General features: G+C 39.9%; 20 protein-coding genes, 2 tRNA genes and 2 pseudogenes. 21 read left to right on the forward strand and 3 right to left on the reverse strand.

Translation table 11 applies throughout. From position 1 onward, the window contains the following. The first annotated feature begins 12 nt into the window (after window positions 1-12). From CALPO_RS0111030 to CALPO_RS14710, 7 genes are all read left to right on the forward strand, one after another. A complete protein-coding gene (locus CALPO_RS0111030) occupies window positions 13-207 on the forward strand; it encodes a hypothetical protein (protein WP_156940183.1) in 195 nt (64 codons plus the stop codon). Beyond that, window positions 191-1,552 carry an S-layer homology domain-containing protein gene (locus tag CALPO_RS0111035; RefSeq protein WP_245589966.1) on the forward strand — a complete coding sequence of 454 codons (1,362 nt, stop codon included), beginning with the start codon at window positions 191-193 and terminating at the stop codon, window positions 1,550-1,552. The genes CALPO_RS0111030 and CALPO_RS0111035 overlap by 17 nt, the downstream gene beginning before the upstream one ends. A 9-nt stretch (window positions 1,553-1,561) precedes the next feature. Further along, window positions 1,562-1,927: a uroporphyrinogen decarboxylase/cobalamine-independent methonine synthase family protein gene (locus CALPO_RS0111040; RefSeq protein ID WP_026487377.1), complete on the forward strand. Its 366-nt coding sequence runs from the start codon at window positions 1,562-1,564 to the stop codon at window positions 1,925-1,927. 207 nt (window positions 1,928-2,134) lie between these two features. After that, window positions 2,135-2,518 (forward strand): GntR family transcriptional regulator, encoded by a 384-nt coding sequence (locus CALPO_RS0111050; protein WP_026487378.1) that lies wholly within the window; start codon window positions 2,135-2,137, stop codon window positions 2,516-2,518. Beyond that, window positions 2,515-3,408 (forward strand): ABC transporter ATP-binding protein, encoded by an 894-nt coding sequence (locus CALPO_RS0111055; RefSeq protein ID WP_026487379.1) that lies wholly within the window; start codon window positions 2,515-2,517, stop codon window positions 3,406-3,408. Before CALPO_RS0111050 ends, CALPO_RS0111055 begins: the two co-directional genes overlap by 4 nt. Next, entirely contained in the window at window positions 3,389-4,060 is a 672-nt protein-coding gene (locus tag CALPO_RS0111060; RefSeq protein WP_026487380.1) for an ABC-2 transporter permease, read from the forward strand. Before CALPO_RS0111055 ends, CALPO_RS0111060 begins: the two co-directional genes overlap by 20 nt. Window positions 4,061-4,118: 58 nt before the next feature. Further along, the gene (locus tag CALPO_RS14710; RefSeq protein ID WP_156940184.1) at window positions 4,119-4,289 is read left to right on the forward strand and encodes a hypothetical protein; all 171 of its coding nucleotides are present in this window, start codon (window positions 4,119-4,121) and stop codon (window positions 4,287-4,289) included. A gap of 79 nt (window positions 4,290-4,368) precedes the next feature. Here the strand turns inward: CALPO_RS14710 and CALPO_RS0111070 are convergent. Further along, window positions 4,369-4,455: transfer RNA gene (locus tag CALPO_RS0111070), tRNA-Leu, on the reverse strand. Between the two features lie 102 nt (window positions 4,456-4,557). Between CALPO_RS0111070 and aroC the strand changes: the two genes are divergently transcribed. The 5 genes from aroC (at window position 4,558) to CALPO_RS0111095 (ending at window position 10,661) form a co-directional block, all read left to right on the forward strand. Further along, the gene (aroC, locus tag CALPO_RS0111075; protein WP_026487381.1) at window positions 4,558-5,694 is read left to right on the forward strand and encodes a chorismate synthase; all 1,137 of its coding nucleotides are present in this window, start codon (window positions 4,558-4,560) and stop codon (window positions 5,692-5,694) included. 95 nt (window positions 5,695-5,789) lie between these two features. Beyond that, window positions 5,790-8,414: a DNA polymerase I gene (gene polA / locus CALPO_RS0111080; RefSeq protein WP_026487382.1), complete on the forward strand. Its 2,625-nt coding sequence runs from the start codon at window positions 5,790-5,792 to the stop codon at window positions 8,412-8,414. A 14-nt stretch (window positions 8,415-8,428) separates the two neighbouring features. Continuing rightward, window positions 8,429-9,025, forward strand: a complete 597-nt coding sequence (gene coaE / locus CALPO_RS0111085) for a dephospho-CoA kinase (RefSeq protein WP_026487383.1) — start codon at window positions 8,429-8,431, stop codon at window positions 9,023-9,025. Window positions 9,026-9,040: 15 nt separating this feature from the next. After that, on the forward strand, window positions 9,041-9,607 hold the full coding sequence (locus tag CALPO_RS0111090) for a lytic transglycosylase domain-containing protein (protein ID WP_026487384.1): 567 nt from the start codon (window positions 9,041-9,043) through the stop codon (window positions 9,605-9,607). A 25-nt stretch (window positions 9,608-9,632) separates the two neighbouring features. Further along, entirely contained in the window at window positions 9,633-10,661 is a 1,029-nt protein-coding gene (locus CALPO_RS0111095; protein ID WP_026487385.1) for a nicotinate phosphoribosyltransferase, read from the forward strand. A 67-nt stretch (window positions 10,662-10,728) separates the two neighbouring features. On the opposite strand, the gene CALPO_RS0111100 is transcribed toward CALPO_RS0111095, so the two are convergent. Together CALPO_RS0111100 and CALPO_RS0111105 are read right to left on the reverse strand one after the other, a co-directional pair. Next, window positions 10,729-10,812: transfer RNA gene (locus CALPO_RS0111100), tRNA-Leu, on the reverse strand. Window positions 10,813-10,903: 91 nt separating this feature from the next. Then, window positions 10,904-11,632: a SurA N-terminal domain-containing protein gene (locus tag CALPO_RS0111105; RefSeq protein WP_026487386.1), complete on the reverse strand. Its 729-nt coding sequence runs from the start codon at window positions 11,630-11,632 to the stop codon at window positions 10,904-10,906. A gap of 184 nt (window positions 11,633-11,816) precedes the next feature. On the opposite strand from CALPO_RS0111105, the gene CALPO_RS0111110 reads away from it, so the two are divergent. The 9 genes and pseudogenes from CALPO_RS0111110 (at window position 11,817) to CALPO_RS0111150 (ending at window position 21,706) form a co-directional block, all read left to right on the forward strand. After that, complete coding sequence (locus CALPO_RS0111110) at window positions 11,817-12,464, forward strand: bifunctional 4-hydroxy-2-oxoglutarate aldolase/2-dehydro-3-deoxy-phosphogluconate aldolase (RefSeq protein WP_026487387.1); 648 nt, start codon at window positions 11,817-11,819, stop codon at window positions 12,462-12,464. Between the two features lie 4 nt (window positions 12,465-12,468). After that, a complete protein-coding gene (locus CALPO_RS0111115; protein ID WP_026487388.1) occupies window positions 12,469-13,416 on the forward strand; it encodes a sugar kinase in 948 nt (315 codons plus the stop codon). A 15-nt stretch (window positions 13,417-13,431) separates the two neighbouring features. After that, window positions 13,432-14,580: a galactonate dehydratase gene (gene dgoD, locus CALPO_RS0111120; protein WP_026487389.1), complete on the forward strand. Its 1,149-nt coding sequence runs from the start codon at window positions 13,432-13,434 to the stop codon at window positions 14,578-14,580. Between the two features lie 388 nt (window positions 14,581-14,968). Beyond that, on the forward strand, window positions 14,969-15,046 hold the full coding sequence (kdpF, locus tag CALPO_RS15295) for a K(+)-transporting ATPase subunit F (RefSeq protein ID WP_156940216.1): 78 nt from the start codon (window positions 14,969-14,971) through the stop codon (window positions 15,044-15,046). A gap of 13 nt (window positions 15,047-15,059) precedes the next feature. Next, window positions 15,060-16,745 (forward strand): annotated as a pseudogene (kdpA, locus tag CALPO_RS13840) (potassium-transporting ATPase subunit KdpA). A 58-nt stretch (window positions 16,746-16,803) separates the two neighbouring features. Beyond that, a pseudogene (gene kdpB, locus CALPO_RS13845) lies at window positions 16,804-18,768 on the forward strand (potassium-transporting ATPase subunit KdpB); the annotation flags it as partial. Between the two features lie 16 nt (window positions 18,769-18,784). After that, window positions 18,785-19,357 carry a potassium-transporting ATPase subunit KdpC gene (kdpC, locus tag CALPO_RS0111140; protein WP_026487390.1) on the forward strand — a complete coding sequence of 191 codons (573 nt, stop codon included), beginning with the start codon at window positions 18,785-18,787 and terminating at the stop codon, window positions 19,355-19,357. A gap of 12 nt (window positions 19,358-19,369) precedes the next feature. Then, window positions 19,370-20,512, forward strand: coding sequence for a KdpD-like non-kinase potassium sensor (gene kdpDN, locus CALPO_RS0111145; protein ID WP_026487391.1), 1,143 nt, complete (start codon window positions 19,370-19,372; stop codon window positions 20,510-20,512). Window positions 20,513-20,839: 327 nt separating this feature from the next. Continuing rightward, window positions 20,840-21,706, forward strand: coding sequence for a hypothetical protein (locus CALPO_RS0111150; RefSeq protein WP_026487392.1), 867 nt, complete (start codon window positions 20,840-20,842; stop codon window positions 21,704-21,706). Window positions 21,707-21,816: the final 110 nt, after the last annotated feature.

Raw genomic sequence — 21,816 nt, forward strand, 5'->3', positions numbered from 1 at the left:
AGGAGAAAATTGTTGTCATTACTGGTTAGTTTCATGTTGCTTATTACGGCTTTTATGCCGGTTAATGCTGTGGTGGCTGCAGGATCTTCGGATACATCTAGTAATTCAATCGGTAACATAGATGATGTAACCATTAATTCTTCAGATGTCTCGACGATAAAAAATGTAATTGATAATTCCACATTTGAAAATGGAAGGAAGTACTAATTCTCAAGGCTTTAAATCAGCGACAAGTAAGACTTCAACCGGTTATATAGTAGAAGAAGCAATTCCTCTTACAGATATAACGCCAGCCGATGGTCAAATACTCGGATTTGATGTGCAAGTAAACGACGCTGATGATTCAGGCAAGAGAACCAGCATTGTAACATGGTGTGATCCTAGCGGCAATTCGTGGCAGGATACTTCTGGCTTTGGCAATCTTATGCTCGTGGATACAAGATTGCCGAGATCAGTAGGTAACAGTGATAGTCTTGGAGATAATGAAAAAAGTATTAGCGATGTAGGTACGATTATAAAATCAGTAGAGATACCTGTGTCAGTGCTGAAAGCTTCTATAAACCTTGATAAAAAAATAATAGTGAAGTCAGGTTTTGTATCTGTTGCAATATCTAAAAATTCACTGGACCTCAGCGATGTTAATGGCAATATAAAAATAAGCATAAAAGACAATGGTAAATATGACAAGATGTCAGGCTTTACCCCTGTTACAAATGCGTTTGACGTATTAATAAAAGCGGGAAATGAAGATGTAAAGATATTAAAGCCTTTAGAAATAACGTTAGATGTGCCTGCGTCTGGTATAAATGATTTAAGAAAAGCAGGCATATACTCCTATAATGAGTCAGCGGGTAAATGGGAATATATTGGAGGTAAGATAGATAAAGACAGTAATACAATAACATTTAAAGCATATAATTCCTCAATATATGCGGCATTTGAATATAATAAAACCTTTGAAGACATAAAAAACCACTGGGCCAAAGATGCCATTGAGGTACTTGCTTCAAGGCATGTGGTACAGGGCATTGATGGTAGAAACTTTGCACCTGATAAAGCTGTAACAAGGGCTGAATTTGTGACGATGGTAACAAGGCTTCTTGGTATTCAAGAAAAAGCGTACAAAGGAGAATTTATCGATATTAAGTCAGGAGATTGGTATGCCAATGAAATAGAGGCGGCATATGAAGCCGGTATAATACTCGGTGACGGGAAGAGGATGAAGCCAAATGACTATATAACCCGTGAAGAAATGGCGGCAATATCAATGAGGGTATTTGGTAAGCTTACGTCATACGATGAAGAGCAACTTAGCAAGACTACATTTGCTGATGATGATCGGGTAAGTGACTGGGCTAAGAAAGCCGTAGCAAATGCAAAAAAGGCTGGCATAATGGAGGGCGTATCTGGTAATCTTTTCGTACCGAAAAAAAATGCCACAAGGGCAGAAGCCGCAGTGGTTATTTATAGAATGTTGGATAAATTAGGTTGGGATTTTAACTTTCCATATCCCAGTGATTTTAAATGGGTAGGGTCCCACGTCACCCCATAGGTGGGAGTGGTGCGATTATCCATAACTCAGGAAGTTGGTGCCGGACTTTGTTTTCCCTTTGCCATCATGAGGTATTTGCGCCGCATGGAGAATTTCTTTGTAGACATAATGTTAAACGAAGAAGAGGTATTAAAGCTAAACGAAATGGTCGTGGATATGCTGGCGAAGATGATAGACATATATGGAGAGATAGGTGCTGACGGGATAGGGTTTGCGGAGGACTGGGGTACGCAGGAGGCATTGCTAATCAATCCCAAGACGTGGAGGAAGCTGTTTAAGCCATCGTTTAAGTACCTGATAGAGGTAGGAGTAGACGCGTTGCAGCTGGACCAACCGGAGCTTATGGGTGTAGAGAGGTTAGCGGAGGGTTTATAGCCAAGGACTATCCCCAGTGGGATGCCATAAACGTCAAAGAGGAATGAGCACAGTGGGCCAGGGAAGTATTTATGGACTACAGAGCGGGTTTCTGAATTTCAGAAACCCGTTGTTTTTTTCTAAAGGTCTTGACAACAGAAAAACCATATATTATACTGTATATATACAATATAAACACTCGTATGAATTAACCTACAGAGGTGAGATATGTTTATAACTATTTCCAATACGAATCCAGAACCTCTTTATGAGCAGATATACACTGAAATAAAAAAACTCATAGTGAATGAGAAATTAAAGCCAGGTGATGAACTTCCTTCAATAAGGGAATTGGCAAAGGAACTGACTGTAAGCGTCATAACAATAAAAAAAGCGTATGAATTGCTGGAACAGGAAGGATTAATTACAACCAGGCAGGGATTAGGTTCGTTTGTGGCACAGAGGGATTATGCGACAATTAAACAGAAAATAAAGGAGGAGTTTCAAAGCAAGATGATAAATTTACTCGATGAGGCTGAGCGTATGGGCTTGACCAGAGATGAAGTAAAACTGATTATTAATGAGATCTTAGGTAAGGAGGAACTGCGGTGAACTATTTATTGGAAGTAAACAACTTATGTAAGAATTACCGCGAATTTCGTTTAAAGAATGTATCGTTTAAGCTCCCTGCTGGCTATATAATGGGATTTATTGGCCCCAATGGTGCTGGCAAAAGTACGACGATTAAATCTATCATGGGTTATATTAATATTGATGGGGGAGAGATCAAGGTATTGGGCAAAACCGTATCGAAAAATGATGCGGATTATAAACAAAAAATAGGTTACGTAGGTGAAGAGCAGTATTTCATTGAAAATATGACAGTGGGTTGGACAGTAAACTTTGTTTCTAAGTTTTATCGAACATGGGATGATAAGCTGTCTATGCACTTGCTCAAAAAGTATAATATAAGTCCATCCAAAAAGATCAGGGAGCTTTCAAAAGGGACGAGGGTGAAGCTGTCGTTGATGATTGCACTGGCTCATCGTCCACAGCTTTTGATACTAGATGAACCTACATCAGGATTAGATCCGCTTGTGAGAAAAGAGATTCTTGATGAGTTGATGGAATTTGTTCAGGATGAAAGCCATGGCGTATTTTTCTCATCTCACATCACCGAAGATATATCCAGGATTGCGGATTATGTGACATATATAAATAATGGAGAAATAGTATTATCTGATGAAAAAGATAGGCTGCTTTCAAAATGGAAAAAGGTTAAGGTAGATATAAAGTATGTGGATGAAGAGGTAAAGGAAAATCTCAGGATGTATACACAAAATGCTTTTTATTATACGGGCATCACAGGGGACGTCGAGCACTTTAAGATGATAATGAAGAGAAAATATCCTGACGCAAAAATAGATATTGATAATATAAATTTGGATGATGTGTTAATGTCTTTGGTGGAGGTTGATAAACATGCTGGCGTTAGTATATAAGGATCTGGTGCAGAACAAGAGGATGTTTATTTATTTTCCGCTGCTAGTGATATTTTATATGATTATATTTCATATGACTACTTATTCAGCTGGAATGTTGTTTATGGTTGCCTTCGTCGCTATTGTCTTTTTAATACAGAGTTTTTATATGGATGAAAAGGATAAGGTGTATAGATTTTTCAAAACTCTCCCTATTAGTGATGAATTGGCTATCAAAAGTAAATTTATATCAATTTTTGTGCAAATAGCTTTAGCAATTGCTATTAGCGTAGCTATATTGTTTCTTTCAGTTCAGCTTAATGTTTTTAGCGCAAATCTGAGTTTGTATAAAATATGGCAAACTATATTGATAGCTATGGGAGCAGGACTGATGTATATGGGTATATTTCAGGTGTTGTATTATAAATACGGATATATGGTTTCCATGAGAATAATGAGTTTTGCACCATTAATAATCGGTTTTGGATTTTCGTTTTTGGCGACCCAGTTAAGTGATGCCGGTATTATAAGCAGGTTCTTTATAAGAATAGGGGAATATTTTAAGAATTTCTCTTATACCACTATTGTTTTTACAATATTAACACTGGGCTTAATTACCTATGTGATATGCATGTACGTGTCAATTCACATATTTAAAAAGAAGGACATTTAAATAAACTAACACGTGGAAAACTTATACAAATAATACCTTTGAAAGGTGGTATTTATGCATGTACAGAGCCGGGAATTTAATTCTGATTGTAGGTGCGCTTATACTGGCGATCAGCGGGTTGAGTACAATTGGTAATTTTGTTGCTCCCAATAATCCATTAATGTCTATATTAAGAGTAATTGCTGCGGTGTTTGTAATCGGCGGGTCAATTATGAGGAGGAAAAAATAAATTTAACGGAGATTTTACTTTAATTCCATCATAAATGAAAGCGGGCTTCAAAAATCTTCTCCAGCCCGCTTTATAAGTATGCCGAAGGTGGGAGTCGAACCCACACGGGGGGGTAAGCCCCACTGGATTTTGAGTCCAGCGCGTCTGCCAGTTCCACCACTTCGGCATGACATAGGATAATATATCATATTTTGCGCAAATAATCAATACCCCTTTTCATTTTTTTATAACAGTATAAAATAATATAAAAAACGATGGAGGGTTGCAATTGAGGTATTTAACAGCGGGCGAATCCCATGGTAGGTGCCTTACAGCGATAATCGAAGGTATACCTTCAAATGTACATATAAGTGTTGACAGGATCAATGAAGAATTAAAAAGGCGGCAGGCTGGTTATGGTAGAGGACTCAGGATGAAAATAGAGTCTGATAAAGTCCAAATTTTGTCTGGCGTGAGAAATTCAAAGACAACCGGTGCTCCTATATCCCTTATGATAGAAAACAGGGATTGGCCTAATTGGGAGAAGATCATGGACCCTATTGTATCTAGCGGTGAACGCGTAGTTACAAGGCCCAGGCCAGGCCATGCCGATTTAAGCGGTGCTATAAAATACGGATTGCAAGACATAAGAGATGTGCTGGAAAGATCTAGTGCCAGGGAGACAGCTATAAGAGTGGCTGTGGGAGCAATAGCAATACAATTGCTTGAGCTGTTTGGCATTTATGTGCGCTCTCACGTGGTCTCTATTGGTGGGATAAAAGCTAAAAATGTAGGGGAGTTTAATGAAGAATTTTGGAGAAAAGTTGATAAATCTGAGGTGTTCTGCGGCGATGGTGATGCCGAGGTTAAGATGAAAGACCTTATTGATAAAGCAAAGGCTGAAGGCGACACCCTGGGCGGAATTTTTGAAGTTATTGTAACGGGGTTGCCTGTGGGCATCGGGAGTTACGTGCAGTGGGATAGAAAGCTCGATGCTAGGTTGGCTTATGCCCTCATGAGCATCCAGGCTGTAAAAGGCGTGGAATTTGGCTATGGGTTTAAAGCGGCGGATATGCCCGGATCGATGGTGCATGATGAGATATATTATAGCGAGGAGAAGGGTTATTACAGGATTACTAATGGGGCTGGTGGCATAGAAGGGGGTATGACCAATGGACAGCCTGTGGTGGTTAGGTGTGCTGTAAAACCTATACCCACATTGTACAAACCCCTTAAAAGCGTAGATATGCGCACAAAACAGCCTGTAGAGGCTTCTGTGGAGAGATCTGATGTGTGTGCTGTGCCAGCTGCCAGCGTTGTGGGTAAGGCAGTGGTAGCATGGGAAATCGCCTCTGCGTTGTTAGAAAGGTATGGTGGTGACAACATTGAGGATATATTAAAAAATTATAGAGAGATCGGGTCTTGAAGAAAAACGGTTATAATCGTTTTTCTTTTTTTGTATTTTGCGCTATAATATCACTAGATCACCTTTGTGATAAGAATGACGTGAGGAGAGATATAATGCCTAACCTTGTTTTAATAGATGGCAACAGCCTGGTGTACAAAGCCTATTACGCATTGCCTATGTTGACTAACAGCCAGGGACTTTATACCAATGGCGTATACGGCTTTACTATGATGCTTTTTAAGATTTTTGACGATTATAAACCCGATTACATAGGGGTGGCTTTTGATAAAAAAGCGCCTACCTTTAGGCATAGAGAATACGATAAGTACAAAGCCAACCGAAAAGGAATGCCGGAAGAATTGGTACAACAGATTCCTGTACTTAAAGACGTTATAAAGGCTTTCAATATACCTATATTAGAGATAGAAGGTTACGAAGCCGATGACATAATTGGCGCATTGGCAAAAAAGGCCGAGAGCGATGGAATGAGCGTTTTTATCGTTACAGGAGATAGGGACTCGTTGCAGCTGGTCTCTGACAACATATCGTCGGTGATAAGCAAAAAAGGCACTACTGATGTAGAGATCTATACTCCCAGTGAGGTTTTTAAAAGGTTCGGAGTACATCCGTATCAAATTCCCGATTATAAAGGTTTGGTAGGGGATAAGTCGGACAATATTCCGGGAGTGCCTGGCATAGGAGAGAAAACCGCAGCGTCACTTTTGACCGAGTATCAAACTCTGGAGAATCTATTTCAAAATGTAGACTCCATTAAAAAGAAAAGGATAAGAGATCTGCTTATAGAGTATAGAGAACAGGCGATTTTAAGTAAAAAACTGGCTACAATTCAGGTGGATATCCCTATAGAAGCGGATATGGCTGAACTTAGAGCAACTAAATGGAATAATAAAGCACTAAGAGAGTTGTTTTCCAAGCTAGAATTTAAAAGCCTTATGGGTAGATTGCCAGCAGATGCCACAGAGTTGTCTGACAGTGGCCTGGATCTTGATGTAGTGCCTACCGCAGAGGTACTTCGCGAGCTGTCTGAAGGGCTTATATCAGTAGATTACCTACTCCAGGATGAAAGACTTATGTATCTGGCTTTTTACAATGGCAACAGGGGATTTTTTTTGCGCGTTGAGGACAGCGAGGAGATGATGTTATGGGATCTTAAAGCTTTGCTTGAAGATGAAAAGATAAAAAAGCTCACATACAATATCAAACCCCTCATGACGTATCTGGGCAAAAAGGGTATTATGCTTAGGGGGGTGGAATTTGATGCAGCGATTGCAGCCTACCTCATCAATTCCATAGATAACGAGTACCCTCTTTCTACCATAACTAGGGATTATCTGGGGTATAGCATAAAGGAAGAGTACGAACTGCTGGGACAGGGTAAAGCTCGAGTCAGTTATAAGGACGTGAAAGAAGAAGACGTAAGAAAATATGCGGCTGGACGCGTAAAGTCTATATTTGAGCTTTACGAACCGATGTGCGCTAAGTTAAGAGAGGATGGCAGTTATGAGCTTTACGAAAGAATAGAAATGCCGCTTATTACTGTTTTATCCAGTATGGAACAGGTGGGCTTTAAGATAGATAAGGCCGAGCTAGATGAGCTAGCACAAGAGTTTGATTTTGATATAGACAGGCTTACACGAGAGATATATGAGCTGGCAGGAGAAGAGTTTAACATAAATTCTCCCAAGCAGCTTAGCTACATTTTGTTTGATAAATTGAAACTCCCTGTTATAAAAAAGACCAAGACGGGTTATTCCACTGATGCGGAAGTTTTAGAAGAGCTATCGTCTCAGCACGATATAGTGGATAAAATATTGCGTTACAGGACGTTGGTTAAATTGCGAAATACGTATGTATCCGGTTTTATGAAATTGCTGGGCGATGATGATAGATTGCATACTACGTTTATGCAGACGGTGACGTCAACTGGCAGGATATCCAGTACGGAACCTAATCTTCAAAATATACCTGTAAGGGATGATTTGGGAAGGCGAATAAGAAGGGTGTTTATACCTAGCGACGAAGATCACGTAATTCTGTCTGCTGATTATTCTCAGATAGAATTAAGGATTTTAGCTCATTTATCAGAAGATGCTAATTTAATTGAAGCTTTTATAAGCGACGAAGATATCCATGCCAGAACTGCTTCAGAGGTGTTTGGGGTACCTATAGAGGATGTTACACCGCAGATGAGGAGAAGTGCTAAAGCTGTGAACTTCGGCATCGTATACGGTATAAGCGATTTTGGCCTGGCAAGGGATCTAAAGGTATCAAGAAAAGAAGCCCAAATGTATATCGACAGCTATTTTAAGAGGTATCCAGGTGTAAAGGCATATTTGGACAGGTGCGTTGAGGAGGCGAGAAAGAACGGCTACGTGACCACCATATACAAGCGAAGGAGGTATATCCCGGAGATAAACTCTAGAAATTATAGCGTAAGGTCTTTTGGAGAACGAATAGCTATGAATACGCCTATTCAGGGTTCTGCAGCGGATATTATTAAGGCGGCAATGTGCGTAGTCTATGAGCGCCTCAAAAAAGCCGGGCTGACTTCAAAGTTGCTGCTTCAGGTTCACGATGAATTGATACTGGATGTGGCTCGCTCAGAACTTCGGCAGGTAATGGATATCGTAAAAGAGGGCATGGAGAATGTAGTGAAATTAAAAGTACCTCTTGTAGTGGACATAAGTGTAGGTGAAAACTGGTTTGAGGCCAAATGACAAGGTGATGGGATATGAAAGTTGTCGGGCTTACAGGTGGCATAGGAAGCGGTAAGACTACGATTTCGCGTATTTTGAGGGATTTGGGCGCATATATAATAGATGAAGATGTGGTTTCCAGGATTCTAATGCAAAAAGGCCAGAAGGTCTATGATGACATTGTGGGCTATTTCGGAGATGGAATCTTAAAAGAAAATGGCGAGATAGATAGAAAAAAATTGGGGAGTATCGTATTTGCGGATAAGGAAAAATTACAGGTGTTAAATGAGATAACCCATCCAGCCATGGTAGAGTATACTAAGCGCGAGATAGAAAGGATTATATCTCAAAAAAAACATAAGCTCATAGTTATCGATGCGGCTATTTTAGTGGAGATGGGCCTTGACAAGTTGGTAGATGAAATATGGGTTGTTTACGTGGACAGGAGTACCCAGATAAAGAGGGTTATGGCTAGGGATGGTTTATCTTATTCAGAGGCTTTGAATAGAATAAGCGCTCAGATGCCTGCAGAGGAACGATTAAAATTTGGCGATGAAATCATAGACAACACCAGACCACTAGACGAAGTGAGGGCACAGGTGGAAATGTTGTTTTATAAAGCTATAGAATAATATGGGGGTTTTGTAATGCTTTTTTTAACTAAAAAAGGGTTGTTTATACTTGTATTTACATTGATAGTTATCGCTATTATAGCTCTTACCAACGCCTCAAAGGTCGCAATAAGGTACATGTACCCCCTTAAGTACAGAGAGTACGTATACAAGTATTCAGGGGAATATGATATAGATCCTTTTTTCGTCTTTGCGGTCATAAAAGCAGAGAGCAATTTTAGACCTGACGCCGTTTCTAAAAAAGGTGCTATAGGTTTGATGCAGATAACCCCAGAAACAGGTCGGTGGATCGCGTCTAAGCTAAAAATCGCAGGCTATAACGACAGTATGTTGTTTGACCCTGAGATGAATATTATGATGGGCACATGGTACTTAAAAGATTTAAATGGCGAATTTGGTGATATTAAGTTGATCGTTGCTGCTTATAACAGTGGAAGGGGGAATGTGGCTGCATGGCTTAAAAACAAGAAGTACAGTAAAGATGGTAGAAATTTAGATGATATCCCTTATTTAGAGACGGATAAATACGTTAAAAAGGTTTTGAACAATTATAAAATTTATAGGGCTTTGTATTCAAAGTGATAAAACAAAAGAAAGGATGTTGACAGTGGAGGAATTGAAGAGCTTAAAAGATTTAAAGAAAGTAACCGTAAGCGGTGATAGGCTTTACTCTGCAACCCACGAGGAGATTCTAAGCGGTTATACTACAGATGTGTATTTTTTAAGGACAATGGATATACTAGATAGATTGGGATTAAAAAATAAAGTAGTGACAGCAGAGATATTTGCGCGTAAAAAGGGAATACTGGCAGGCATTGAAGAGGCTATTGGTGTTTTAAAAAACAAAAAGGTTGAAATCTGGGCAATGCCCGAGGGTACTTCGTTTGAGGCAAAAGAGACGATAATGCGCATAAGAGGTCCTTACAGCGAATTTGGGATATATGAGACGGTTATACTGGGTATGCTTGCCAGTTCCAGTGGATGGGCTACGGCAGCTGCGGAAGCAAAGGCAGCCAGCAAAGGCAAGCCTCTCCTTTGTTTTGGCGCGAGGCATGTGCACCCTGCAGTAGCTCCTGTGATGGAAAGGGCCGCATTGGTAGGCGGTGCAGACAATGCCAGTTGTATACTGGGGGCTAAACTGTACGGGAAAGAACCAGTGGGCACTGTTCCTCATGCTGCTTTTTTGATTGCGGGGGATACTTTGGAGGTGGCTTTGGCCTACGATGAAATCACCCCTCCCGATGAAGCTATTACCATACTGGTGGATACGTTTAAAGATGAGGCGGAGGAGTCGATAAGAGTTGCGCAGGCATTGGGTAAGAGGTTATATGGCATCAGATTGGATACGCCAGGAGAGCGAGGCGGCGTGACGGTGGAGCTGGTAAAAGAGGTTAGAGCCAGATTGGATCAAAGGGGATTTAATCATGTAAAAATTGTGGTTTCAGGAGGTTTATATCCTGAAAAAATTTCCGAGTTAGCCGATTATGTAGATGCCTTTGGTGTGGGAAGTTACATATCCGGCGCTCATCCCATAGATATGACCATGGATATAAAAGAAGTAGAAGGTCAGCCTATCGCAAAACGAGGTAGGATACCTGGCATAATAGACAACGATAAACTGGTTAAGGTGAAGTAGGTCGAGCACCAAAAATTAATACCATGAAAAAAAGCGAGTATAAACTCGCTTTTTTATTAACAATATATGCCGAGAGCGGGATTCGAACCCGCACAAGGTTGCCCTCACTACCCCCTCAAAGTAGCGTGTCTGCCAATTCCACCATCTCGGCGATTTTGTTTTGGGGTTTTACCTCAACCACCACAAGCACTATTATATAATTGTTTTTATGTCTTGTCAATATTCTTACTGCGTGGTCGTGGTTATTTTGTGATAGTGAGATCCTTGATATTGATTCTCACTTTATCACTCTCTTTTTCTCTTAGCTGTTTCTTATAATTGTCAAAATAACTAGCAACTTTTTCGGGGATTTTTCTGTCCTCGGCTGGCATCTGGTACAATATCCTTTCTCTTAGTTTGCTAATAGAAAGGGCTTTCTGGTATTGTTTAATAATCTGTTGCCAGTACTCGCTTTCACTTATTCCTAAACCCTTAATAAATTGTTTATTGTTGTTTATGGAATCAATAACATTCTTTTTGTTCTCTTCTGATAATTTTATATTGCCCATCAATACCTCGTTATCTGTTTTTCTAACATTCTCCATAAATTTTTTAGCTTCTTCATAGGAAACACTACATCCTAATCTTTTGGCTTCCTGATATAATAATTCATTGTCAATAATTTTGTTTAACATTTGATAGGCATCCAATGGTTTTTGTATCTCAACCCCATGCTGCTTAAATAATTCTATATTTTTTTTCTGTTCCTCATATCTTAACTTGTCTAAAGCCAGCGCTATATATAAATCTTTTTTTGTAATATTGGTGTCACCGACTTTAGCTATAACTTCATCATCTACATTGGAATTTTTTATCTTAGAAATCTCTTGTCCTGTTAAATACCACAGGTTTCCCCTAATCACAAAAGCCCCTAAAAGTAAAATTAGCGTAAACGTTAAAATCAGTATTAAAAAAAACCTCCTTTTAATCATTTTGCAACCTCCCTACGAGAAAATCCTCAGCATAAATTTGTATTTTTCTAAATTATACTTAATTTTGCAAATTTGTCAACTGGTTTTTGGGTGACATTGTGGTACTGTTTTTTCAAAAGTCTGTATGTTATAATGATACTGGATGCACGCAGCAGGCGGAAAATGCCAAAAAGGGGGAAGACAGTTGCACAGAGAACAGGTGCTTAAGGCCATTAGTGATAGCGGTGTTATTGCCATTGTGAGGGGAATATCAAAAAATTGCCTTGAAAACGTAATTAATGCCCTGAATGAAGGTGGTATAATTTGCGTAGAAATAGCATCAAATAGTGATGATGCTCTTTCGATGGTGAGCTTTATGGCAGAAAAATACGCTGATAGGGTCTTAACTGGTGTGGGAACGATTACCGACGGAAAAACGGCGCGGGAATTTATAAAGGCTGGTGCCCGATTTATATTGAGTCCCAGTTTACACAGGGATGTGATTGATGCTGCCAGGGAAAATGGAGTGGTCTCTATACCTGGGGCATATACGCCTACAGAAATATTTAATGCCTATCAGTGGGGAGGAGATATCGTAAAAGTGTTTCCCTCAGCAACAGGAGGTGTAAATTACATAAAACAGATACGAGCTCCATTTTCGCACATACCGCTATTGGCTGTGGGAGGAGTTACTGTAGAAAATGCGGCTGATTTTGTGGCGGCGGGATGTGTAGGAGTAGGGGTGGGCAGCAACCTTGTGAATCCGGAGAGGATCTCGAAGGGGGATTTTGAATGGATTAAAAGAACTGCCCGTATGTTTAAGGATGCTGTAGAAAATGGGAGGGGGTTGTGAAATTATGCCAGAAGTCGTCACATTGGGTGAAGCAATGGTGGTGTTTAATCCCAGTGATTATTTGCCATTGGATTATGTGCACTCCTTTACTAAAGGCATGGCCGGTGCTGAAGCTAATTTTTCCATAGGAATTGCACGCCTTGGCCATGAGGTGGGTTGGATAAGCAGGGTAGGAGACGATCCTTTCGGCAGGTTTATTTTAAAAAGCCTGAGGGGTGAAGGTGTAGATATATCAAGGGTAAAAGTGGATGTCGAACACCCTACAGGGGTATACTTTAAAGAAAAGAAAAGCGCTAGAAATATAAACGTTTACTATTATAGAAAGGGTTCTGCTGCTAGCTTTATGTCTTCCGAGGACCTGGATGAGGGATACATAGCTTCGGCTAAGTTATTGCATATCACAGGTATAACCCCTGCTCTGTCTTCGTCGTGCCGTGATGCGGTATATAGGGCGATGCAAATTGCGAAAAAAAACGGCGTCATGGTATCTTTTGACCCTAATATAAGGTTGAAGCTGTGGAGCATTGAAGAGTGCAGAAAAACACTTTTGGATATAGCAAGATACGCTGATATCGTCCTGCCGGGTCAGGAGGAAGGCAGGCTTTTGTTAGGCACTGATAGCCCTGAGGAGATAGCCAAAAGCTTTTTAGATATCGGTGCTAAAACCGTGGTCGTTAAGCTTGGCCCTGAGGGAGCTATGGCCATGACCGATAATGAAACGGTGTACGATTCGGCACCGGATGTTCCAGTGGTGGATACAGTAGGGGCAGGAGATGGTTTTGCAGCAGGATTTATAGCAGGTGTACTAAATGGTTGGGATATAAAGCGATGTTTGAGGTTGGCTAATGACGTAGGTTCGATGGTAGTAGCCTCTAATGGGGATGTAGAGGGTTTGCCTACTATGGAAGAAGTAGAGGTTTTCAGGGGGACAATTAAGAAGGTTGATAGATGAAGGGGGAGTATGTCGATGAAAATACAGAGCTTGGAGTTATTTAAAGTTCCTCCCAGGTGGTTATTTCTGAAAATTACTACTGACGAAGGGATAACCGGTTGGGGAGAGCCTATTGTGGAAGGCAAAGCGGATACTGTAGCGGCAGCCGTAAAAGAAATGGAAGATTACTTAATAGGTAGAAGCCCTATGGATATTGAAGATATATGGCAGGTGCTCTACAGGGGTCAGTTTTACAGAGGCGGGCCTGTTTTGATGAGCGCTATATCGGGCATTGAGCAAGCATTATGGGATATAAAAGGCAAGTATTTAAATGTGCCTGTGTACGAAATGTTGGGAGGAGCAGTTAGGGATAAAATCAGGGTGTACAGCTGGATAGGAGGAGATAGGCCGTCTGATGTAGCAAAAGCAGCTAAAGAGAAATACGATCAGGGCTATTCGGCTGTCAAAATGAATGCTACTGAGGAAATGGAGTGGATAGACAGCTTCAAAAAAGTTGAAGATGTGATAGATCGGGTTCAATCCATCCGAGAGGTACTGGGGTATGATATAGATATCGCGTTGGATTTCCATGGGCGCGTTCATAAGAGCATGGCTAGAGTGATGATGAAAGAACTTGAACCGTATAAGCTGATGTTCGTGGAAGAGCCTGTACTTACTGAAAATGAAGAGGCGTTTGTGGAATTGAGAAGGCATTGTGCCATACCAATAGCCACGGGCGAGCGCAATTATACAAGATGGGGGTTTAAAAGGATATTGCACGATGGTGGCGTTGATATAATACAACCTGATTTAAGTCATACCGGTGGAATTCTTGAGGCAAAGAAAATTGCTGCTATGGCAGAAGCTTATGACGTGGCGGTTGCTCCCCATTGCCCGTTAGGCCCCATTGCGTTAGCGGCATGTCTTCAGCTGGATTTCTGTACTCCTAATGTCTTTATACAGGAACAAAGTTTGGGAATACATTATAACAAAGGTTCAGATCTATTGGACTATCTCAAAGATCCCCAGGTGTTTCAGTACGATAAGGGTTATGTAGCTAAGTTGACAAAGCCTGGTTTAGGGATTGAGATAGATGAAGAAAAGGTAAGGGAGATGGCTAAAATAGGGCACCAATGGAAAAACCCCGTTTGGCGCACCAGGGACGGGGTTGTGGCGGAGTGGTGATGTAAAGTTAATATCAGTTAAGGGAATAGCCGGAGCACGGTTGTTCCCTATTTTTATGCTTATAACACTTTCACCTTCCTGACGTCTACATATTTATCAATGATATAAGTAAATAATATTTATGAGAATATAAAATTATATTCGAGTGTATTATGAAAAATCGCGAGATAAAAAGAGCAGTTGAGCGCGAAGAAGAAAAATCCCATACTAAATTCAAAAATAACGTTTTTTTATCTAAAACGCCGCGGGAAGCAGACTTGACTGTTATTTTAGATAGATCTACAATGAGATGCAAATGGCGTGGATAGTCAGGAGGGAGTTTTTATCATGCATTCTAAGTTTAATATTGGTAGCTATGGTAAATAAGTACAAAAAAGGTGGTATGTTGATGGTCGTCTTGTATTTGGTCTTTATATTTCTCTTGTTATATCTTTTTTACGCACTATTAAATCCTGAAAAGTTTTAGGAGGAATAGTTTTATGCAAATTGTAGGTGTGATTGTCATAATAGTTATAGCTATTTTATTGTCTATACCTTTGGGAAGATATATATACCATATATATGAGATGAAAAGATCTAGACTTGAATTTATTTTCAAGCCAATAGAGGATGTTGTATACAGAATAACGGGAATTGATCCATCGTTAAGCATGAATTGGAAACAATATGCGGTGGCGTTGTTGACATTTAATTTAGTGATGCTGCTGGTCGCATTTTTTTTGCTTTTAGGGCAATCTTATTTGCCATACAATCCAACCTGAGCAAAAAGTATGAATTTACTTTTAGCTTTTAATACAGCAATAAGTTTTGTGACCAATACCGATATTCAGCATTATTCAGGTGAAAGCGATATAAGCTTTGCAAATCAAATGATAGTAATTGTATTTCTTATGTTTACGTCTGCTGCCACGGGACTTGCTTCTGCAGCAGCTGTTATGCGCGGCATTGCTGGCAATGGCAAAGAAGAAGGATTAGGCAATTTTTATGTGGATGTTGTAAGAACTATTGTAAGATTATTATTGCCGCTCTCTGTTATTATGACCTTGATTTTAGTATGGCAGGGAGTTCCTATGACCTTTGAGGGAAGGATGGACTTAAGGTCAATTCAGAGCACTGCTCAGTCTATAATTAGAGGACCAGTGGCTGCTCTTGAATCGATTAAGCACCTAGGGACAAACGGAGGAGGTTTTTTCAGCGCTAATTCAGCGCATCCTTTTGAAAATCCAACTCCTTTGAGTAATGCCATCGAAATATTGGCTATGATGATTATCCCGTCAGCTTTAATATATACTTACGGCCTGAAGGTAAAAAACAAGAGACACGCATGGATATTGTATGGATCTCTCATGTTAGTCTTTGTGTTATTCTTGGCAGCAGGTATATTTTTTGAATCTCATCCTGGTAATATTTACAATAGACTGCAGGTTAATGCTGTAGCGGGCAATATGGAAGGAAAAGAGGTAAGATTTGGGGCAGAGCAATCGGCTATGTTTGCAACTGTAACCACGGCGTTTAGCACTGGTTCTGTGAACAGCATGCATGATTCTTACACGCCGTTAGGAGGAGCTATACCTTTGAGCCTCATGATGATCAATACGATATTCGGAGGCGATGGTGTCGGTTTAATAAATATACTTACATACGCCATATTAACCGTATTTATTACCGGTTTAATGGTGGGGCGAACTCCAGAGTTTTTAGGGAAAAAGATAGAAACAAAGGAGATGAAATGCATAGCGCTGGCTATTTTAATACATCCTATGCTCATACTTTTTTCTACGGCGATTTCGGTAATGTTACCAGCGGGAAGAGCTTCTATAACTAATCCGGGTTTTCACGGCATTACTCAGGTGGTTTATGAATTTGCCTCTGCAGCGGCTAATAACGGTTCAGAATTCGCAGGGTTTATTGGCAATACACCGTTCATGAACATCATGACAGCTGCAGTGATGTTTATAGGGAGGTATGCGTCGATTTTCTTGTTATTAGCAGTGGCAGGATTTTTGGCGAAAAAGGTACCAGCGCAGCCGACGCCTGGTACGTTTAGAACAGATACGCTGTTATTTGGCCTTATATTTATATCCATAATATTCATAGTAGGTGCCTTGACATTTTTCCCAGCATTGATATTAGGTCCTGTATCGGAATTTCTAAAAAGTTTATAATTGGGGTGTTGGAGCATGAATAGCCTTGTAAAAAACGCGATTTTAGATTCTTTCAGAAAAATTAGATCCCAGATCTATGATAAAAAATCCTATAATGTTTGTGGTAGAAATAGGGGCATTTTTATCCTTGTTAACGACCATTTTTCCTGTTTTTTTTGGCAGTACGGCTAAAGATGTATGGTATGATGGCACTATTACCTTAATATTATTTATAACCGTTTTGTTTGCCAATTTTGCTGAAGCCATTGCAGAAGGCAGGGGTAAAGCGCAAGCGGAGACTTTGAAAAAGACAAAAAAAGAAACCATAGCGAGGGTCATAGATAAAAATGGTAATATACATGAAAAGAGCTCGTCACAACTAAAAAAAGGGGATGTGGTATTAGTAAAAGCTGGCGAATTGATTCCAGGCGATGGTGAGATCATCGAAGGTATTGCGGCTATTGATGAGTCAGCTATTACAGGCGAATCAGCCCCGGTTATAAAGGAAGCAGGTGGAGATTTCAGTTCTGTAACAGGTGGCACAAAGGTTATAAGCAATGAGATAAAGGTCAGGATAACAGTATCCCAAGGGGAGTCTTTTCTTGACAAGATGATAAGGCTGGTAGAAGGTGCTAATAGACAGAAATCACCTAATGAAATAGCATTGAGCACTTTATTGGTTAGTCTTACCATTGTATTTTTAGCTGTGGTCATGAGCTTTAAACCCATTGCGGCTTATATAGGTATTAATGTAAGCATTACCACCCTTTTGGCTTTACTAGTGTGCCTTATACCTACTACGATAGGTGGCTTGCTGTCCGCTATAGGAATAGCAGGTATGGATAGAGTTGCCAGGTTTAACGTTATAGCTAAATCAGGTAAGGCTGTGGAAGCGGCTGGGGATATAGATACGATGCTTTTGGATAAAACAGGTACCATAACTTACGGCAATAGAATGGCCGATGATTTCATACCCATTGGTAGACATTCTGAAGAAGAGGTAATGCATTACGCTATGCTAGCGTCTCTAAAGGATTCCACTCCTGAGGGAAGGTCAATAGTGGATCTGGCTAAAAGAAGAGGCGCGAATATCGATGAGAGCGTACTTAAAAACGCAAGGGTGATTGAGTTCAGCGCGCAGACTCGAATGAGCGGATTGGATCTTGCGGATGGCACTATTGTGCGCAAAGGCGCTGCTGATATGGCTGTAAAGCTTGTGAAAGATGCCGGCGGTGAAATACCTGAGGATTTAGATACAGAAGTAGAGAAGATATGCAGGTTGGGCGGTACACCCCTCGTGGTGGTGAAAAATAATGAAATAATCGGAGTTATATACTTGAAGGATACTATAAAACCTGGCATGCAGGAAAGATTTAAACAGCTGAGAAAAATGGGCATAAAGACCGTGATGGTTACTGGTGACAATCCCCTTACGGCTGCCACGATTGCTAAAGAGGCTGGGGTGGACGATTTTATCGCTGAGAGCAAACCTGAAGACAAGATTAATGCGATTAAAGCTGAACAGGCAAAAGGGCGACTTGTAGCTATGACAGGAGATGGAACCAACGATGCCCCGGCATTAGCGCAAGCAGATGTAGGCCTTGCGATGAATAGCGGCACTATGGCGGCCAAGGAAGTAGCAAATATGGTAGATCTGGACTCAAACCCGACAAAGATAATCGAAGTAGTAGCTATAGGGAAGCAACTTCTTATGACCCGAGGAGCCCTTACCACCTTTAGTATAGCTAACGACGTGGCTAAGTACTTCGCTATACTCCCAGCGATTATATCTGGAGCTTTGCCATCTATTAATGCGTTAAATATAATGGGTTTATCATCGCCACAAAGGGCTATACTATCTGCTCTTATTTTTAACGCGGTTATTATTCCCGCCCTCATACCGCTGGCTATGAAGGGAGTAAAATACAGGCCTATGGGGGCAGAAGCACTTCTCTTTAGAAACATTCTATTATACGGGCTTGGAGGTATTATTACGCCTTTTATTGGGATAAAATTAATAGATATGATAATATCACTATTATAATGCGGAGGATGTAAATATGTGGAATAACGTGTGGAGATCGGTAAAATTGAGCGTCGTGTTGATTTTTTTACTGGGAATTGTTTATCCGATGCTGATGGCACTAGTTGCCGGTTCTATTTTCCCGTATCAGGCTAATGGGAGTATAATATATTTGAACGGTGTGCCAGTCGGTTCAGAGCTTATCGGACAGAAATTTACGGGCAGCCGTTGGTTTCATGGAAGGCCCTCATATGTAGACTATAATCCTTTAAAATCGGGTGGAAGCAATTTGGCCTTGAGCAACCCGGCTCTGGAAGCTAAACTGAAAAAAAACATAGAGGAGGTAATAAAAGAAAATCCAGGTATAAAAAAATTAGATATCCCTGTGGATTTAATTACAGCTTCGGCGTCGGGCCTGGATCCTGATATATCAGTTGATGCAGCTTATATTCAAGCAAGAAGAGTAGCGCAAGCCAATGGCCTTGATTATAACAAGGTAAAGGAATTGATTGATAAAAACATTGAAAAAAGCGTTTTGGGCATTTTTGGACAACCTAGGGTTAATGTGTTGAAATTGAATTTGGCCTTGTACAATTTAGTGCGCCGCTGAGGTGGATTAGAGTTGGAAAATAGGGCTTCGGATTATTTTTTAAAAGAGGTACAGAGGGCGAATAAAGGGAGACTGAAGATTTACATCGGAGCTGCTCCTGGAGTAGGCAAAACATACAAGATGTTAAGAGACGCTAATGAACTAAAAAGGCAGGGTATAGACGTGGTTATAGGTTTTGTAGAGACCTATGGAAGAAAAGAAACAGAGGAGCAAATAGGAGATTTGGAAAAATTGCCATTAAAGAGGATACTATATAATGGTATAGAGCTTGAGGAAATGGATCTCGAAGGTATAATTAAAAGAAAACCCCAATTAGTCGTGGTGGATGAATTGGCCCATAGGAACGCCCCTGGATCAAAAAATAAAAAGCGCTACGAAGATGTATTGGACCTGATTGAAAATGGAATAAGCGTCATGACTGCTGTCAACATTCAACACCTGGAAAGCCTTAACGATTATGTAAACAGGATGACTGGCATAAAAGTCGGACAGACGATTCCGGATTATATATTTGAATACGCCGATGAAATTGAAGTAGTTGATATTTCCCCTCAAGCGCTAAGAGAGAGAATAAAGCAAGGTAAGGTGTATAGCAGCGATAAAATAGAGATGGCTTTAAACAACTTTTTCAGAGAAGGCAATTTAACAGCGTTAAGAGAACTGGCTCTTAGAGAAGTGGCTAATGAAGTAGACGAGCGCCTTTTAGAGTACAGGAATAGAAAAAACGTGGAAGGGTTGACTGGTGCTCAGGAAAGAATTCTGGTTTGCATAAATTTAAGGTATAATTCTGAGTATTTGATAAGAAGAGGCTGGAGAATAGCTAAGATGTTAAAAGCTAAGCTTTACGTGCTACACGTATATAGAGAAGGGGAATTGAGAGATGCCGAGAAATTAAAAAAATTGGATGCGGTAAAACAGCTTTGCGATGAACTTAATGCGGAATTTAAAATGGTAATGTCTTCGGATCCTATAGAGACTATAATAAATTACGCTAAAGATCAGGCTATAACGCAAATTGTATTGGGCCCCTCAGCGAGGAGGAGGATTGACGAGATTTTAAGGGGTTCTATTGTACGGCGCATCATGGAAAAGACGAGGTTTATAGATATTCTGGTAGTGGCAGACCCCCTTTATAGGGAGATGAAGGAAACTTAGATTAGAGTTGAATGCTGCGAAAAATCCATCTCATTTAGAGAATGGGATAAAAGCAGCATTTTTAATATATTTACAAAATTATATAAAATGTGTAAAATGGGGTTGTATATAATTTTAGGTATTGTATTGCCGTTTTCGATAATATATTTAGCAATGAATTATATTTTAAAATACAATTTCCATTTTAATTATTGAGACTTATAATTTTTTGAAATATCTCTATGCGAAAATTAAAACTAAAGGTGAATTAAGTGCATAGCTGGTATTGGACAGATTCTTCGTTTTGGTAATAATATGAGTAAGAGAGAGGGGAGGGGGTGAGCTTTCGTGAAAAAGATTCTTACTATTTTTGTGATTACTATATTGACATTAATGCCGACTTTTTCGGTTTTTGCAGTGACTCCAATAAATACCTTGATTCAACAACAGACGTTAGATCTGGCGAAAGAAAAAGGTCAGGTAGAACGTGCAATTGGCGATAGCCAGTTAAGTCCTAAAAAATTTTTAGTCGATAAAAAAGGTGAACTGGGACGCAAAGAGTTAATGGATGTAAGTAAACCTGACGAATTGATATACGGAAAAGCATATAAAGTGTTTATTGCTAATAAAGAGGTTGTCCAGAACTTAATTGAGAAGAAAAATATTTCTAATGCTCTGTTAAATGCACCTTATGAGTGGGAAGTGCCTGTAAAATTTAACGGCAAGGAAGTGGCGTCAGTTACCTTAGCATTTTTGAATAACAGGTGGGAAGTTGGCGAAATCGGCGGTTATCTTTCGCCCGCTTCCATTGATTTTGTCAGCAACCCTGATGGTATAACTTCGTATTTTGATAACAATAATTTGAAAGAGGCAGAAAAATTTATCCATTTAAGAATACCTTCGCTACATTCCGATTTTCTTTATCTTGATGCAAATAACAGAGAATATTTTGTTCCCATTATTCACGGCGAAGGTAAAAGTGAGCTTTATGGTCTTAAGGACAAAAAGATATATACAAAGGACGAGATAATTTTGGCTATTGGCCCTATTCTTAAAGCCGGTTTGAATGATACAGGAATGACAACAGGTCGTCCCTCTGTTGCTAGCAAGGATGGTCTAAATAATCAAGTATACTATTTAATTGGGTTGACAATTTTTGTTGCTTTTATAACAATTTTTTACTATGTAAGATTAAAACAAAATCAAAAATTTTAATGCATTTATGTGTGTACGATATATCCGTAGTCCAATGCGGTTAAAGTTCGCTACAGGCTTTAATAGCACCAATTGTTAATTCGTAACGAATATGCATATCTCGTTTTTGC

It is taken from the genome of Caldanaerobius polysaccharolyticus DSM 13641 (assembly GCF_000427425.1).
Classification (GTDB): Bacteria; Bacillota; Thermoanaerobacteria; order Thermoanaerobacterales; family Caldanaerobiaceae; genus Caldanaerobius; species Caldanaerobius polysaccharolyticus.

Bases quoted from the DNA above. Each gene is read 5' to 3' on its own strand.
- coaE (WP_026487383.1), top strand. From the start codon at position 8,429: ATGAAAGTTGTCGGGCTTACAGGTGGCATAGGAAGCGGTAAGACTACG.
- polA (WP_026487382.1), top strand. From the start codon at position 5,790: ATGCCTAACCTTGTTTTAATAGATGGCAACAGCCTGGTGTACAAAGCC.
- CALPO_RS0111060 (WP_026487380.1), top strand. From the start codon at position 3,389: ATGCTGGCGTTAGTATATAAGGATCTGGTGCAGAACAAGAGGATGTTT.
- CALPO_RS0111090 (WP_026487384.1), top strand. From the start codon at position 9,041: ATGCTTTTTTTAACTAAAAAAGGGTTGTTTATACTTGTATTTACATTG.
- dgoD (WP_026487389.1), top strand. From the start codon at position 13,432: ATGAAAATACAGAGCTTGGAGTTATTTAAAGTTCCTCCCAGGTGGTTA.
- kdpC (WP_026487390.1), top strand. From the start codon at position 18,785: ATGTGGAATAACGTGTGGAGATCGGTAAAATTGAGCGTCGTGTTGATT.
- CALPO_RS14710 (WP_156940184.1), top strand. From the start codon at position 4,119: ATGTACAGAGCCGGGAATTTAATTCTGATTGTAGGTGCGCTTATACTG.
- CALPO_RS0111105 (WP_026487386.1), bottom strand. From the start codon at position 11,632: ATGATTAAAAGGAGGTTTTTTTTAATACTGATTTTAACGTTTACGCTA.
- CALPO_RS0111050 (WP_026487378.1), top strand. From the start codon at position 2,135: ATGTTTATAACTATTTCCAATACGAATCCAGAACCTCTTTATGAGCAG.
- CALPO_RS0111035 (WP_245589966.1), top strand. From the start codon at position 191: ATGGAAGGAAGTACTAATTCTCAAGGCTTTAAATCAGCGACAAGTAAG.
- CALPO_RS0111115 (WP_026487388.1), top strand. From the start codon at position 12,469: ATGCCAGAAGTCGTCACATTGGGTGAAGCAATGGTGGTGTTTAATCCC.
- kdpF (WP_156940216.1), top strand. From the start codon at position 14,969: ATGGTCGTCTTGTATTTGGTCTTTATATTTCTCTTGTTATATCTTTTT.